Source organism: Streptomyces pseudovenezuelae (genome assembly GCF_029892565.1).
Taxonomy (GTDB): Bacteria; Actinomycetota; Actinomycetes; order Streptomycetales; family Streptomycetaceae; genus Streptomyces; species Streptomyces pseudovenezuelae_A.
Genome location: NZ_JARXVH010000016.1, coordinates 106,018 through 120,548, shown reverse-complemented (window position 1 = coordinate 120,548; position 14,531 = coordinate 106,018). Strand labels below are relative to the sequence as shown.

Here is a 14,531-nt window from a genome sequence, read left to right as displayed (position 1 = left end):
AGTGGTCCCGGATTCCCTCTCGTATCCCGTGAGTTAAAGCCGTGTGAACGGGACGGCGGGGGAGTAGGCGGCTCACGGGGAGGGGAAACGCCCCGCGAAAACACCGGTGCGGGTGGCCTGATCAGGCCACCCGCCCGGTCATGCGCCCGCCGGTTCAGGCGGCCGGCGCGTCCAGCGGCCGCAGTTCGTCCGCGTACGAGACGGAGATGCGGCGCATCAGCCCGTCCTCGGTGATGTCGTACTGGCCAAGGCGCCACAGCGGCGGCGAGTACGCGTGGATGGAGACCGCGTCGTCGGTCGCCCCGGTGAGGCGGTGGATGTGCTCCGGGCCGAAGCAGAAGGACTGGCCCGCGGGGACGGTGACGGACAGATGGGTGCCGCCGATGCGCGGGTTGGACTCGTTGAGCGCGCCCTGGACGACGCCGACGGCGCCGGACGAGATGTCGTGGTCGTGCCAGCCGGTGTCGTTCTGCCGGGTCCAGCACAGCAGCCAGACGTCGACGTACTCGTCGCGGTACAGCGAGGCGTAGTGCCGCTGTTCGTCGGAGAACGCGACCTGCTCGCGCCACAGGTCGGGCCGCGCGGTGAGTTCGTCCACGAGTGCCTGGAGTTCGCGCTTGTCGAGCGTGCGGTCGGGCAGTGCGTCGTACGTCATCGGGTGGCTCCCTTCAGCAGGCGGGCGGGGTTGACGGTGCGCACGGCGTGGGCGGCGGCGTCCGCACCGAGGTCTGCGGGGGTGGCGTAGGGGCGGTCGCTGCCGGCGACGAGCACGTCGATGCCGACGGCCCGCACGAGCGCGTCCACCGCGCGCGTGCCGTACGAGGAGGTCTCGTAGAACGCGTCGAAGTCCACCTCACCGCGCCCGCCCCCACGGGCCGCGAGGCGCTCGCCGTGCAGCGGCGCGAGACCCGCGAGCGCGGTGAAGCAGACGCGCAGGCGCGGGTGACGTGCGCGGCCGAAGGCGCGGAAGGCGAACCAGGACGCGTGCATCTGCTGGAGATAGGGGACGAGCGCGGCCCACCACGGGGGAGCGCCGGGCGCCGGCGGGGCGACTCCGGGGTGCACGAAGAGGGGCTTGTCGTGGCGGGCGAGGACGTCCAGGAGGGGTGCGCGGCGCTGCCAGCCGGCCTCGTCCAGCAGTGCCGTGGCCGGGAGTTGGAGTCCCACGCAGCCGCGGCGGAGTTCGCGCTCGACCGCTTGCGGTTCCGGCGCGGAGAGGCAGACCGAGGCCCAGGCGCCGAAGGGCGGCGGAAGCGCGAGTACGCCGTCGTGGAACGCCGTGAGCAGGGGCTCGGCCTCGGCGGGCGGCAGGTACTCGATGCCGAGCGGGCCGGACAGCGACACCAGGGCCAGGTCGAGGCCGTCGTCGACGGCCAGGCGGCTGCGGGCCGCGAGGTCGTGGTCGGCCGGGTCGACCTCGTACGGCGGCTCGCCCGCCAGGTGCAGGGTCCAGCCGTCGAGGTACGGCGGTGTCGTGCGGGCGCGCAGCAGTGCGGTGAACTCGGGTGGCCAGAAGTGCTGGTGGACGTCGGTGGGCACGGGGCGGTCCTTGTGAGCGCGGCGTGAGCGGGCTCGGTCGATAGGTAGTTAAGCGCTTCACTGATGCGGTTAAGTTAAGCGATTAACAAGAGTGTGTGTCAAGGGCACGGGTAGGCGCGCGGGCGCGGCGGCGGGACCCGGCGGAGCGGCCCCGGTAGGCTTCCGCACATGGCCAGGCCCGCTAAGCGCACCACCCTCCGGGAGGTGGCCGAGGCCACCGGTCTCTCCACCGCCGCCGTCTCCTATGCCCTGCGCGGCAAACAGGTCTCCAAGGAGACGGAGGAGCGGGTCCGCAGGGCTGCCGCCGAACTCGGCTACGAGGCCGACCCCATCGCCCGCGCCCTGGCCAGCGGCCGCACCAGCATGGTCGGCGTGCTCGCGGGCGACCTCAGCGATCTGTGGCAGCAGCAGCTGATGGCCGCCATCGGCCGGGAGCTGCTGGCCTGCGACCGCTACGCGCTGACCGTCGACGCCGGCGGCGACCCGCACCGTGAGCTGGCGCTCGCCAAGCAACTGCGCGACCAGCGGGTGGACGCGCTGCTCGTGTCGCCGGTCGACCCCTCGGCCGAGGAATGGGCCGCGCTCGCCGAAGCCCTTCCCATCGTGGCCGTGGGCGACTCCCTGCAGAAGGCCCGCACGGCCGGACAGGTCATCTTCGACAACCGCGCCGGCATCGACGCCGTCCTGGAGTACCTGTACGGACTGGGACACCGCCGGGTCACCGTACTGACCCCGACCCGCCCCAGCACCCCGGACCGGCCCGCCGACGTGTACGTGTCCGAGGCGGCCGGGCGACTGGGCCTGCGCACCGAACTCGTCCCCTGCCCACAGGAGTTGGGCGAGGCGACGGCGGTGGCACGCCGGGTGCTGGAGGGGCCGCGGCCCGCGACCGCCGTCTTCTGCTTCTCCGACTCCCTGGCCTACGGGGTCTACGCGGCCGCGGCCGAGGTCTCGCTGGAGGTCGGGCGGGACGTCTCCGTGGTCGGCTTCGACGACCACCCGGTGTCCCGGGTGCTCACCCCGCCGCTGACCACCGTCGGCTGGGGCCAGGCCGGCATCGCCGCGGAGGCCGCCCGGCTGACCGTCGCGGCGATCGAGGGGAGAAGGGTGCGGCGGAAGCGGATCCTGTGCGCGCCGCGGATGAGCGAGCGGGGGTCGGCGGTGCGGGTGTAGGGCCCCGGGATGGGCTCGTCCACCGCGGATCCAGTGCCCCCCGGTGGAGTCGCCCACAGGCAGACACGGTTGGATTGCGCGCGTATCGGATTCTGCGGCTGATCTCTTGTCGAGCCGCGAGTGACACCGCTGCTCCGCACCGCCAGTGACCCCACCGCATCGCACCGCATCCAGGAGACACGCATGCCGCAGCTCGAAGTCGACGGCGCAGCCCTGACGTACGACGACGAGGGGCCCCGCGAGGGCGACGGCGTGCCCCTGGTGTTCGTGCACGGCTGGACGGCCAACCGGCATCGCTGGGACCACCAGTTCGAGTACTTCGCCGGGCAGCGGCGGGTCGTACGGCTGGACTTGCGCGGACACGGTGAGAGCACGGGTGCGGGAGTGCGGACCGTGGAGGAGCTCGCGAAGGACGTGCTCGCCCTCCTCGACCACCTGGAGATCGACCGGCGCGTCCTGATCGGCCACTCCATGGGCGGCATGATCGCCCAGAGCATCACCCTCGACCACCCCGACCGGGTCGAACGCCTGGTGCTGGTGGACTCGATCAGCCGCATGACGTACAGCTGGGCCCGAGGCCTGCTGATGGGTGTGTCGACGCTCCTGCCGTTCAAGGTGTTCGTCGCCGCGAACATTCAGCGGGCCTTCGCCCCGGGCTTCCCGCGCGAGGAGATCCGCACGTACACAGCGGCTTCCGAGGCGACCCCGAAGGAGGTGGTGATGACGTTGTACGGCGCCATGCGCGCCTTCGACGTCCTCGACCGCCTCGGTGCGATACAGGCGCCGACCCTCATCGTGCACGGCTACCACGACATCCAACTGCCGCTGAACCAGATGCTCCGGATGGCCAGGGGCATCCCGGACGCGCTCGTCCGCATCATCGACGCCGGCCACGAACTGCCGGTGGAGAAGCCCGCGGAGCTGACGGCCACCCTCGACGCGTTCCTCGCCGACCGAGTCTGAGTCGCCCGACCGCGCGGCCACGCCCACCGCACCACGGACGGGTCATTACCGCTCGATCGGCCGTACTGGTGTTGGGATGGTCACGGCGGAAGGGGATGGCGTTGGACGGTGACCGGATGGCCGGGCCCGCAGCGGGCGCGGCGGATAGGTTCGCCCTCGCGCAGCGGGCCGTCGGCATGATCGGAACGACGCTCGACGAGCGCAGGACGGCGTCGGAGTGCGCAGGTTTCCTCGTCGGGGAACTGTGCGACGCCGCGGCCGTGGACCTCTTCCCGGACGAGTTCACGGAACCGTTCGCGGACAAGCCGACGTGGGAGGAGGACCGGCGGGCCGACCGTGGCACGCTGCGGGCCGTCGCGTCCGCGGGCCGCCGCGCCCTCCTGGACAACCTCCAGCACGTGCCGCGCGGCGACATCCTGGTCCGGGCGCTGGACGCGGGCCGCCCCATCACGGCCTCCTTCACCCCCGACGACCAGGAACCCGTGGCCGCGCTGTCCGTCCCGCTCCTGGCCTGGGAACGGGTCTACGGCGCACTCCTCGCGGTCCGTACCGGCCCGCCCTTCGACGACGACGAGGCCGCCGCGATCCACTACACGGCCCGCCTGACCGCCGCCCACCTGCACCACGCGGCGGAGCACCGCCGCCTGCGGGACACGGCGTTCAACCTCCAGGAGGTCCTGCTCGCCGAGCCCAGCCGCCCCCACCCCAACCTGGACATGGCCACCCGCTACCTGCCGACCGGCAGCAACGCCGTGGTCGGCGGGGACTGGTTCGAGACCGTACGCCTGCACTACGGCCGTACGCTCCTGGTGATCGGCGACGTCATGGGGCACGGCCTGGACGCGGCGGTCGACATGAACGCCTACCGCTCGATGCTGCGCTACGTCGCCTCCACCGACCTGCCTCCGCACCGCATCCTGCGCCAGATGGACACGGCCATGTCCAAGGACGGCAACCGCCGACCGGCGACCTGTCTGCTCGCCCTGGTGGACCCCGCGCGCGGTACGGCCGCCTTCGCCACCGCGGGCCATCTGCCGCCCGCCGTCTTCCACCGCGACGGCACCGGCGAACTCATCACCCTGCCCGTCGGCCCACCGCTCGGCACGGGACTGGCCGACTACGAGACCACGACCCTCGCCCTCGCCCCCGACGACACCCTGGTGATGTTCACCGACGGACTCGTCGAGCGCCGCGGAGAGGACATCGACGCCTCCCTCTCGCGCCTCGCCCACCTGCGCCTGCGCCCCGACCAGGACGTGAACGCCGTCCTCGACGAGATCCTCACGCACCTCGACGCCCAGCAGGCGGACGACGACGTCGCCGTCATCACGGCCCGCCTGCACCCCCGTCCGAGCTGACGTCAGGGGCCGCGCCGCCCCCATCCCCACCGCTGTCGCCGCGCCACCGGAGACACACGCTCGCGCTCGTATCCCGTATGGGTGAGGAACGCCTCGATCACCTCCGCCGCGGCCCGGTGGGGCGGCGCCACCCTGAGCTCCGCTTCGTATCCGTCCGGCAACGGTGGTGCCACCAGGGCGACTTCGTCCCCGGACCGCAGCCGCAGCACCGCTGCCCGCAGCCCCTCCGCGTCCCCCGGCACGGTGCGCAGACGTGCGTGCAGCCGATCCTGCGAGGGGGCGGACAGACGTATCCGGGCCAGCAGCGCGCCCGACTTGAACTCCGCCCAGCGATCGAATCCCAGGCTGCGGAACGGCGGTTCCTGCCATGGCCGCAGCGCGTCCAGGCGCACCAACAGCCGCCGCAGGAAGTCCCGGACCGTCGGCTCGTCATGCGGCTGCCAGGACAGATCGTCCTCCCAGGTCGCGGCGGCGACGGCTTCCGCGATGTCGTCGTACTGCTCCTCGATGGTGAGGTCGTAGAAGGGCCGCTCCAGGATCATGTGCGCGATCCGCTGGACCTCGTCGTCGCTCAACTCCTCGCTGAACTGAACGCAATAGAGGACCGCGACGACCACCCCGAGACGCATGCGCACAGTATGACCACGCGAGAGGTTCCGGTCATGAGGCGAGGGCGGCGAGAGGCCCCACGCTACGAAGCGGCGCCCTTCCGGCCGACCGTCGTGCGCCACAACTCCAGGGCCTCCTCGGCCGCTCCCGGCGCGACCAACAGCAACGGCTCGTCGTACGCCGGAAGTTGGGGAATCGCCACCGCGCCCGCCTCGGTCGCGATGAGGAGGGCGGGCAGGCCGTCCACCGGGTGGAACTCGCCGATCGCGGCGGCCGTCGCCCGGCCCGCCGCGACCTGGGCGAGGGACAGAGCGGTCGAGCCCATCACGCGGGCCGTGCAGTGGCGGGCCGAGAGCTGGGCCAGGAGGGTGTCCAGGCCGGCCCAGTGCGCGTGTGCCGCCCACTCCGTCATGAAGACATGGCCGGTCAGCGTCGTATGGCCCGCCGCGTGGATCGGGACGCCGTTGAGGTGGGCGCCGCCGCCCCGGACCGCCGTGAAGACCTCGCGCCGCCAGGGGTCCGCCACCACGCCCAGCAACGGCGAGCCGTCCTGCTCCGCCAGGCCCAGCGAGAAGGAGCACCAGCCGATTCCGTGGGCGTAGTTCGTCGTTCCGTCCACGGGGTCGATCACCCAGTGCGGCGCGCCGGACGCCCCCTCCTGGGCGCCGTACTCCTCGCCGTCGATGCCCCACTCGGGGTACTCCCGCCGCAGCACCGACCGGACGTGCGTCTCCACGGCCTCGTCCGTGTCCGTCACGATGTCCGCCGGGCTCGCCTTCTGCCGGACCGGGCCACCGGCACCGCCCTTCCCGCCGCGGATCGTCTCCGACGCCCACTCGGCCAACTCCACGGCCACCCGCAGGGCGCCGTCCAGGTCATGCCCGGTCACAGCTCTCCACCACCTTGATCACGTCGTCGCGGCTGTCTCGGCCGGTGAGGCCAGGGACATAGGACACGTGCCACGCCCCATGTCCGTCGTCTCCACGGCATACATGACCGGAACGATGGGTCAACAACCAGGGCCAAGCGCGCGCCGCACTGAGAGGATCTCTCCATGACGCGATCCGTTCGATCCCAGACATCCTGCGGCCGCCCCGGTTCCGGCTCCCGGCTCTCCCTCTGTTCGAAGAACTCGGTGCTGTCCATCGGCTCGGTGGACTCGTTCATGTCCATCGGCTCCGCCTCCTCGGTGCTGTCGATCGGCTCGGCCGCCTCCGCGTTGTCGATCGGTTCCGCCGCCTCCCTGCTGTCGCTCGGGTCCGCCACCAGCGTGCTGTCCATCGGGTCCGCGCTGTCGGCCGGTTCGGTGCTGTCGTTCGCTTCCGTGGGCTCCCGGCTCAGCGCCGGATCGCTCTTTGCCGGCCGCCCCTCCCGGGCCCTGGCGACCGGGGCGCTCGCCGTGGGAGTTGTCCTCGCACTCTCGACCACCCAGGTCGCCCGCGGCCGACGCCGGCAGCGCGGCGTCGGCCTGTAGGACGGCCCACCGGCGAATAAATCCCGCACGGTCATCGCGCGTACCGCCCTACTGTGGCGCGATGACAACTCGGGTGATCGTGTTGAACGGCGGTTCCAGCTCCGGCAAGTCCGGGATCGTACGGTGCCTGCAGGCCGTGCTGTCCGACCCGTGGCTGGCCGTCGGCGTCGACGTGCTGGTCGACGCGATGCCCGCCTCCCTGACGGCCTCGGACGCGGGCATCGAGTTCGCCGCGGACGGCGGGGTGAGCGTGGGCCCGGAGTTCCGGAACCTGCAGGCGGCCTGGCGGGAGGGCGTCGCCGCGATGGTCCGCGCGGACGCCCGGATCGTCGTGGACGACGTCTTCCTCGGCGGGGCCGCGTCCCAGCAGGAGTGGCGCAGGGCCTTCGAGGGGCTGGACGTGCTGTGGGTCGGTGTCCGGTGCGACGCCGAGGTCGCCGCGGGCCGCGAGATCGCCCGCGGGGACCGGGTACGGGGGATGGCCGTGTCGCAGGCGGAACTGGTCCACCAGGGCGTGGGCTACGACCTGGAGGTGGACACCTCGCGCACCGAGTCCCTGGAGTGCGCGCGGATCATCGCTGCCTGCGTCAAGTGAGCGGCGGGGCGTCGTCAACCCCGTGCGTCCTGGCGCAAATCCGGTGAGCCGGGCGGCCACCACTTGTTAGGTTCACCGAAGGCCGACCCCACAGGCCGGCCAGAACTCCGCTCGCCCTCCGGAAAGAGCACCATGCCGACGACCGCAGACCCCGCCACCCGCGCCGCCCTCCAACAGGCACGCCGTGACTACGCCGACCTCCGCGACCGCAAGCTGTCCCTGGACCTGAGCCGGGGCAAGCCCTCGCCCGCGCAACTCGACCTCGCCGCCGACCTGTTGTCCCTCCCCGGCGACAGGTACACGGCCGCCGACGGCACCGACTGCCGCAACTACGGTGCCCCACTGGGCCTGCGCGAACTGCGGGAGATCTTCAGCCCCCTGCTCGACGTGCCCACCGACCAGCTGCTCGCCGTCGGCAACTCGAGCCTGGAACTCATGCACGACTGCGTCGTCCACGCCCTGCTGGGCACCACCCTGCCGGGCGCGCAAGGGCGTTGGGTCGACGAGGGCCGTATCGCCTTCCTGTGTCCCGTGCCCGGATACGACCGCCACTTCGACCTGTGCGAGCGGTTCGGCATCGACATGATCCCCGTACCGCTCACGGAGACGGGTCCCGACATGGCGGTGGTGGAGGACCTCGTCCGCACCGATCCGCGGATCAAGGGCATCTGGTGCGTGCCCAAGTACAGCAACCCCTCCGGCACCACCTACAGCGACGACACGGCCCGCCGCCTCGCCGCCATGCCCACGGCCGCCGACGACTTCCGCGTCTTCTGGGACAACGCCTACGCGGTGCACCACCTCACCGACGAGGAGACCGAGGTCGCCGACATCCTCACGGCGTGCGCGGAAGCTGGTCACCCGGATCGCGCGTTCGTCTTCGGCTCCACCTCGAAGGTCACGTTCGGCGGTGCCGGGGTCGCCTTCTTCGGCTCCTCGCAGGCCAACGTCGACTGGCTGCGCCGGTACAGCGCAAAGCGGTCCATCGGACCCGACAAGGTCAACCAGCTCCGGCACGTGCTGTTCCTGAAGGACGCCGACGGAGTGCGCCGCCACATGCTGCGGCACCGCGAGATCCTGCGGCCGAAGTTCGACACCGTGGACCGCGTCTTCACCGAGCAGCTCGACGGCACCGGCCTCGCCGACTGGACGCGGCCCAAGGGCGGTTACTTCATCACGCTCAACGTCCTGGACGGCTGCGCGCGGGAGATCGTGCGGCTGGCGAGCGAGGCCGGCATCGCCCTGACGCCGGCGGGAGCCACCCACCCCTATCGCGAGGACCCGCAGGACAGCGTGATCCGGATCGCGCCGACCTATCCGACCGCGGACGACGTCGAGCAGATCGCGCACGCCGTGACGGTGTGCGTGCGGCTGGCCGGCTACGAGAAGCTGGCCGGCTGAGGCGGGACCGGGAAAGGCACCGATGTCAGGACGAGACGTCCTTGTCGAGGTGCCGGCGCAGTTCCGCGGTGACGGCCGGGATCTCGCGGCGGAAGGCCGCCTGGTCCAGGCCCTCGTCCGTCACGACCGCGAGCAGGGCCCGATCGCCGACCGCCGTCACGATGACATGGCCGGTGCTGCAGCGCGCGCTGATCTCGCGGAGCTGTCCGGTGTCGCCCTGGTCGGCGAGGCGATGACCGAGGGAGAGCGTCGCCGCTGCGACCGCGGCCATGGACTCGGGATGGGTCTTGTCGACGTCACTGGCGACGACGAGCCCGTCCACGGTGGCCAGCGTGGATTCGGTGACGCCCATTACGTTGTCCCGCAGGGCGGTGAGGAGGTCGATCACGGGGTCGCTCATATCGTCTTCTTCCTGTTGCGGGCAGACGGTTCAGTCCTGAGGCCGAGGCGCCGGCGAGGAGGTGTTGCCGGGGCGGCGACGCGGGAGCGACACGGGTTCGGGGGCGGCGGGCGACACCGCGGAGGGTGCGCCGCGTGCCGCCGTACTCGGTCTGGTGTCGGCCGAGGGCGTACGGGGTCGGACGAGCCCGCGGTCCAGCAGCTGCCGTAGGTCGACCATCACGGCGAAGAGACCCCGGCCGAGCGCGAAGGCGATGTCCCTCGCCGTCCTGCGTCCGTCCGCGTTGGCCAGGACGTCCTGGTGTCGAGCGGGCAGCGTGCCGACGGCTCCGGGGAGGCCGGCGGCGGTCGCCGACTCCATGCGGGTGCGGGCGAGCGCGGCCACCGAACCGGGTTCCCCGGCAAGGAGGTTGATACGCCGGGACACCTCGGCGAGGAGTCGCTCGGGGGTGACACCGGCATTGCGGTAGAGCGTCGGTACGGGATCGGTGACCTCCCAGCTGTCGGGTGTGGCGAGGGAGAGCGCGAAGGCGGCGTCGAACAGCGCGCTCAGGCTGACGACTTCGAGTTCGCCGGCGCCGACGAGGCCCCGGTGCACCAACTCGGCGGCGAGGTGTTCGTGTGTGGTGTCGGTGGCGCGGACCGACGACCATGCCTCTTCGCTGACCCGGCCCGACCTGAGCAGCAGGCCTTCGACACTCGGTGCGCCGGGGGTCTCCATGGCCACCACGAGGCCGTCCCGCACGTGGATCGAGCCGCCCGGAGCGCCGGCGACGACCACGGTGCAGGACCGCTCCTGACTCCGCAGGGCCGACAGCAGCGAGGGAATGTTGCGGGAGCCGGTGAGCGGCTCCGGGGGGCCTTCGGTCATGCGAGCAACTCGTCGGCGTACCGGGTCAGTTCGCGCAGCGCCCAGGTGAGGTTGGTGCGTTCGCGGTCCACGGTCGCGCACAGCAGCAAGGGATCGCCCTGCCGCGGGAGTTGGATCGTCACGATGTACTGGGTTGAGGTCGTCACGATGACGTTCTCCAACTCGCCCGACGCGCCCGCCTGCGTGAGGCGGGTACGGGCGAGTTCCGCTATCTCGCAGGAATCCCGACCGGCACTCACCTCGCCCGACTCCGCGTAGGAGAGGCCGGTGACGGCGTCGAGCAGTGCGGCTCCGCTGATGCCGGGCGTGTTCAGGGCACGGCTGAGCGCAGCGTCGAGCGATGACAAAGGGCCCCCCTTCAGTCACTCCGGCGAGCAGACTACTTTATTTGCCAACTATCGCAACACTGACCAAAGAATGGTGTTGTCTGATCTCGCACGGCTCGCATTGAGACCGTTTTCGGGGCGAGATCCTCCGTCTTGCCCGGTCGTGAAGGAAACGAGGCACCACGTGAACATTGAGGCGACACTCAAGGAAGCGATGACTATCGAGGGGGCCCTGGGGGTGTCCCTGGTCGACTACGAGAGCGGCATGACGCTCGGAGTGCTGGGCGGTGGGCCGAATCTCGACCTGGAGGTCGCGGGGGCGGGCAACACCGAGGTCGTACGGGCGAAGCAGCGGACGTTGAAGTCCATCAACGTGGACGACGAGATCGAGGACATCCTCATCACCCTCGGTCGGCAGTACCACCTGATCAGGCCACTTGTGCGCACACGCGGCTCCCTCTTCCTGTACCTGGCGCTGGACCGGGGGCGCAGCAATCTCGCACTCGCGAGACACCACCTCAAGCGGCTTGAGGCCGGCCTGGAGGTATGAACTCTCTCCGGCATATGACGATTGGGTAGTCGCGAGGTCGGTCGGCCTCGGTGCGTGAATATCTGCCGAGGCCGCCCGGTTCTTCGGAATGCCGTATTCCGGGGTGCCGTGCGGGCGGTTGAAACGGCCTTAATTGTCTAGGCCAGAAATGTCTAGTCCACTTTTTTTCATCTCGCCCAATCGGGCGGTCCGGCCGCATAGTCCAGCGGAGGTGCAATTGCCTGGACGTCCGCTCCCTCGCCGACCCACAGGGCGATGAATAGGGCCGCGGTCGCCTCCAGGAGTCCCGCCCTTTCGAGACCGCCGCCGGCCACGGGCGAGCAGCCGATGTCCCGCACCAACTCGTGCACGCGCGCTAGGGCGGCCTCGTCGTCCCCGCAGACCGGAACGGCCAGGGGCCGACCGTCGAAGACGGGCGGGCGCATCCGCCACACGTCCTCGTGACAGAGGTTGAACGCCTTGACCACCTGGGCGCCCGGTGCCGCCGCCGCCAACTGCCGTGCGGCCGAAGGGCCGCTCTCCGTCAGGAGCCGGAATCCCGGCCCGACCGGATTGACGCAGTCGATCAGCACCTTGCCGTCCAGAGCCGTCCGCAGCTCCCGGGCCACATCCGCCGCCGCGCCGAACGGCAGCGCGACCAGCACCACTTGAGCGAACTCTGCCGCCTCCGGCAGGCCGCCGGACCTCGCGCTGTACCCGATACGCCCCGCGAGCCGCTCCGCCCTGCCGACGTCCCGTCCGCCGACCGTCACCTCGTGGCCCGCCCGCGCCCAGTGGGTGGCGAGGGCGTCCGCCATGTTGCCCGTTCCCAGCACGCCGATTCTCATCACGCGATCCCTCTCCGTGCCCGCTTCGACCGTTCGGGACGACGCTAGGAGGCCGGTCGGGCACCATTCGGTACGTGACGACCGACGACTTCCTCGCCGACTGCCGTGCCCGACTCGCCTTCGATCTGCTCTCGAACACGTGGAACGCCGTGGTGCTCTGGGCGCTGCGCGAGGGCCCCAGTCGACCAGGCGAACTGCGGGAGCGGATCGGGGGCATCAGCTCCAAGGTCCTCACCGAGACACTGCGCCGGCTGCAGTTCAACGGACTGGTGACACGGCACGCACATCCGGGGGCACCGCCGCACGTCGAGTACGAACTCACCGCTCTGGGGCGGACCTTGCTGGCGCCCATCGACGCCTTCGGGGCATGGGCGTTCGAACACGGCGACGAGGTCATGGCCGCCCAGGAAGCCGCATGCACCACACCACGCCCACCTCTTACGGGCTGACCGGATCAAGGGGGTGGCTGCACCAACTGCCGTTTCTCTAGGATGGTGGGTCCGGCGGTAGGTCCGTCGGTGCGGTGTGGAACTGGGGGAGACGATGGAGTCCGAGAAGCGGTTGTCCACCAAGATCGATGCCACGGTACCGACGGCCGCGCGGATGTACGACCACTATCTCGGCGGCAAGGACAACTACGCCGTCGACCGGGCCGCCTGCGAGGAACTGGACAAGGTGGTGCCCAGCACCCGCGCGCTGGCACTGAACAACCGGCGCTTCCTCCAGCGGGTGGTCAGGACGCTGACGGGGGAGTACGGCATCCGGCAGTTCCTGGACCACGGCTCAGGCCTGCCCACCCAGGACAACGTGCACCAGGTGTCGCAGGGCATCGATCCGGCCTCGCGCGTGGTGTACGTCGACAACGACCCGATGGTCCTCGTGCACGGCCGCGCCCTGCTGGAGCAGAACGAGCGCACCGCCGTCATCCAGGCCGACCTGCGCGAGAACGACCAGATCTTCTCCCACCCGGACACCCAGCGGCTGATCGACTTCTCGCTGCCGGTCGCGGTGCTCTTCAACTCGGTCTTCCACTGCATCCCCGACAGCGACACCGACGGACCGCTCTCGGTGATCGGCCGGGTCGTCGAACAGCTCGTGCCCGGCAGCTGTCTGGTGATGTGTCAGCTGGTCAGCGAGGACGCCGAGGTCCGGAAGTTCGTCACGGACTTCATGGACCAGGCGACGCAGGGTCATTGGGGCCGGGTGCGCGAGCAGAAGGACGTCGCGGAGTGGTTCGAGGGGATGGAGATCCTCGACCCGGGACTGGTGGAGGTGTCCACCTGGCGCCCGGACACCGAGGTGGCGCCGCGTCAACTCACCCAGGAGTGGATCGAGTTCGGCGGAGTGGGCCGGCTTCGCTAGGGGACGGCACCCGAGGTCACGCCTCCGGATACCGGCTTGCGACGGTGTCACGGAGGCGGGCCAGGGACTCGCGCGGGTTCAGGGCCTCGTCCGCGAGCCGGTCGAGCACCACCCGGTATTCCTCCGTCTCGTCGCGATCCTCCAGGAACGTGGCGCTTCTGATCTGCTCCAGATAGACGACGTCGGGCAGGTCGAGGCCGCCGAAGCGCAGATAGGTGACGGGGATGTTCGGCGCGGAGGCGTTCGTGACGTCCAGTGGCACGATCTGGACGGTCACGTGCGGCAGTTGTGCCATCGTCACCAAGTGTTGGAGCTGCTCGCGCATCACCTCACGGCTGCCCAGCACGCGCAGCAGCACCGACTCGTCGACGACGGCCCACAGCTGCGGCGCGTTCCCACGCTCCAGCAACTCCCGTCGCCGCATGCGCAGTTCGACGCGGCGCTCGATCTCGCGGGCCGGAGCCGAGGGCAGCCCGCGCTCCACCACGGCGCGGGTGTAGGCCGGAGTCTGCAGGAGCCCGGGAACGTACTGGATCTCGAAGGTACGGATGGCGGCAGCCGCCTCCTGGAGTCCCACGAGCCGATCGAACCACTCCGGCATCAGCCGCTTGTCGAAGCGCTGCCACCAACCGGGCTCTCCGGCCCGCCGCAACAACTGCAGCAGGACCGACGTCTCGTAGTCCTCGGTCTTGTACAGCTCCAGGAGTGCGCGGACATCAGCCTCGGTGGGCGGCTTGCGCCCCTTGCCCGCCTCGATGCGGGACAGCTTCGCCGGGCTGAACCCCACCATGCGGGCGGCCTGTTCCTGCGCGTACCCGGCGTCCTCGCGGATGCCCGCGAGCTGGACCCCGACCAGCATCTTCAGCAAGGTCGGGGCGGGCTCGGTGCGATTCAAGTACGGTTCGAGGCGGGAGACGCGCGGTGACTCGGAGGGCATCCTGGCTCCCGGTGGGCAGGGAATGACAGCTCGCATTATCGCATTCCGGCCGCCGTCGGCGCATCTGTCGGCCGAAGCGGAACCCCATTGTTCGGCTGTGCCCCATCGACGACCGACCCGCCGAACACGCCCTCGCCGCCGACCACT

The 14,531-nt window shown here is 70.7% G+C and carries 18 protein-coding genes; 9 read left to right on the top strand and 9 right to left on the bottom strand.

The window, feature by feature from the left end:
* Window positions 1-154 precede the first annotated feature (154 nt).
* On the bottom strand, window positions 155-655 hold the full coding sequence (locus M2283_RS38500; protein ID WP_280881162.1) for a cysteine dioxygenase: 501 nt from the start codon (window positions 653-655) through the stop codon (window positions 155-157).
* On the bottom strand, window positions 652-1,539 hold the full coding sequence (locus M2283_RS38495) for an amidohydrolase family protein (RefSeq protein WP_280881161.1): 888 nt from the start codon (window positions 1,537-1,539) through the stop codon (window positions 652-654). The genes M2283_RS38500 and M2283_RS38495 overlap by 4 nt, the downstream gene beginning before the upstream one ends.
* Before the next feature lie 168 nt (window positions 1,540-1,707).
* On the opposite strand from M2283_RS38495, the gene M2283_RS38490 reads away from it, so the two are divergent.
* The 3 genes from M2283_RS38490 to M2283_RS38480 all read left to right on the top strand — a co-directional run bounded on the left by M2283_RS38490 (window position 1,708) and on the right by M2283_RS38480 (window position 5,033).
* Window positions 1,708-2,712, top strand: a complete 1,005-nt coding sequence (locus M2283_RS38490; RefSeq protein WP_280881160.1) for a LacI family DNA-binding transcriptional regulator — start codon at window positions 1,708-1,710, stop codon at window positions 2,710-2,712.
* A 183-nt stretch (window positions 2,713-2,895) separates the two neighbouring features.
* Window positions 2,896-3,675: an alpha/beta fold hydrolase gene (locus M2283_RS38485; protein ID WP_280881159.1), complete on the top strand. Its 780-nt coding sequence runs from the start codon at window positions 2,896-2,898 to the stop codon at window positions 3,673-3,675.
* A 116-nt stretch (window positions 3,676-3,791) separates the two neighbouring features.
* Window positions 3,792-5,033, top strand: coding sequence for a PP2C family protein-serine/threonine phosphatase (locus M2283_RS38480; protein ID WP_280881158.1), 1,242 nt, complete (start codon window positions 3,792-3,794; stop codon window positions 5,031-5,033).
* A gap of 2 nt (window positions 5,034-5,035) precedes the next feature.
* Here M2283_RS38480 and M2283_RS38475 read toward each other — a convergent pair whose 3' ends face one another.
* Together M2283_RS38475 and M2283_RS38470 are read right to left on the bottom strand one after the other, a co-directional pair.
* On the bottom strand, window positions 5,036-5,662 hold the full coding sequence (locus M2283_RS38475; protein WP_280881157.1) for a hypothetical protein: 627 nt from the start codon (window positions 5,660-5,662) through the stop codon (window positions 5,036-5,038).
* Window positions 5,663-5,724: 62 nt separating this feature from the next.
* Window positions 5,725-6,531, bottom strand: coding sequence for an inositol monophosphatase family protein (locus M2283_RS38470; RefSeq protein ID WP_280881156.1), 807 nt, complete (start codon window positions 6,529-6,531; stop codon window positions 5,725-5,727).
* Window positions 6,532-6,696: 165 nt separating this feature from the next.
* On the opposite strand from M2283_RS38470, the gene M2283_RS38465 reads away from it, so the two are divergent.
* From M2283_RS38465 to M2283_RS38455, 3 genes are all read left to right on the top strand, one after another.
* Window positions 6,697-7,116 (top strand): hypothetical protein, encoded by a 420-nt coding sequence (locus M2283_RS38465; RefSeq protein WP_280881155.1) that lies wholly within the window; start codon window positions 6,697-6,699, stop codon window positions 7,114-7,116.
* Between the two features lie 61 nt (window positions 7,117-7,177).
* Complete coding sequence (gene cpt, locus M2283_RS38460) at window positions 7,178-7,711, top strand: chloramphenicol phosphotransferase CPT (RefSeq protein ID WP_280881154.1); 534 nt, start codon at window positions 7,178-7,180, stop codon at window positions 7,709-7,711.
* A gap of 132 nt (window positions 7,712-7,843) precedes the next feature.
* On the top strand, window positions 7,844-9,112 hold the full coding sequence (locus tag M2283_RS38455; RefSeq protein WP_280881153.1) for an aminotransferase class I/II-fold pyridoxal phosphate-dependent enzyme: 1,269 nt from the start codon (window positions 7,844-7,846) through the stop codon (window positions 9,110-9,112).
* Window positions 9,113-9,137: 25 nt separating this feature from the next.
* Here the strand turns inward: M2283_RS38455 and M2283_RS38450 are convergent, their stop codons facing one another.
* The 3 genes from M2283_RS38450 to M2283_RS38440 are packed head-to-tail and all read right to left on the bottom strand — an operon-like array spanning window position 9,138 to window position 10,729.
* A complete protein-coding gene (locus M2283_RS38450) occupies window positions 9,138-9,512 on the bottom strand; it encodes a roadblock/LC7 domain-containing protein (protein ID WP_280881152.1) in 375 nt (124 codons plus the stop codon).
* Window positions 9,513-9,542: 30 nt separating this feature from the next.
* Entirely contained in the window at window positions 9,543-10,382 is an 840-nt protein-coding gene (locus tag M2283_RS38445; protein ID WP_280881151.1) for a hypothetical protein, read from the bottom strand.
* Window positions 10,379-10,729: a hypothetical protein gene (locus tag M2283_RS38440; protein WP_280881150.1), complete on the bottom strand. Its 351-nt coding sequence runs from the start codon at window positions 10,727-10,729 to the stop codon at window positions 10,379-10,381. The genes M2283_RS38445 and M2283_RS38440 overlap by 4 nt, the downstream gene beginning before the upstream one ends.
* Window positions 10,730-10,892: 163 nt before the next feature.
* Here M2283_RS38440 and M2283_RS38435 point away from each other — a divergent pair, with 163 nt between their 5' ends.
* Window positions 10,893-11,258, top strand: coding sequence for a hypothetical protein (locus tag M2283_RS38435; protein ID WP_280881149.1), 366 nt, complete (start codon window positions 10,893-10,895; stop codon window positions 11,256-11,258).
* A 167-nt stretch (window positions 11,259-11,425) separates the two neighbouring features.
* Here the strand turns inward: M2283_RS38435 and M2283_RS38430 are convergent, their stop codons facing one another.
* A complete protein-coding gene (locus M2283_RS38430; protein WP_280881148.1) occupies window positions 11,426-12,085 on the bottom strand; it encodes an NADPH-dependent F420 reductase in 660 nt (219 codons plus the stop codon).
* Between the two features lie 74 nt (window positions 12,086-12,159).
* Between M2283_RS38430 and M2283_RS38425 the strand changes: the two genes are divergently transcribed.
* Complete coding sequence (locus tag M2283_RS38425; protein ID WP_280881147.1) at window positions 12,160-12,534, top strand: winged helix-turn-helix transcriptional regulator; 375 nt, start codon at window positions 12,160-12,162, stop codon at window positions 12,532-12,534.
* 94 nt (window positions 12,535-12,628) lie between these two features.
* Window positions 12,629-13,447: an SAM-dependent methyltransferase gene (locus M2283_RS38420; protein ID WP_280881146.1), complete on the top strand. Its 819-nt coding sequence runs from the start codon at window positions 12,629-12,631 to the stop codon at window positions 13,445-13,447.
* Window positions 13,448-13,463: 16 nt separating this feature from the next.
* Here the strand turns inward: M2283_RS38420 and M2283_RS38415 are convergent, their stop codons facing one another.
* Window positions 13,464-14,384: a helix-turn-helix domain-containing protein gene (locus M2283_RS38415; protein ID WP_280881145.1), complete on the bottom strand. Its 921-nt coding sequence runs from the start codon at window positions 14,382-14,384 to the stop codon at window positions 13,464-13,466.
* Window positions 14,385-14,531: the final 147 nt, after the last annotated feature.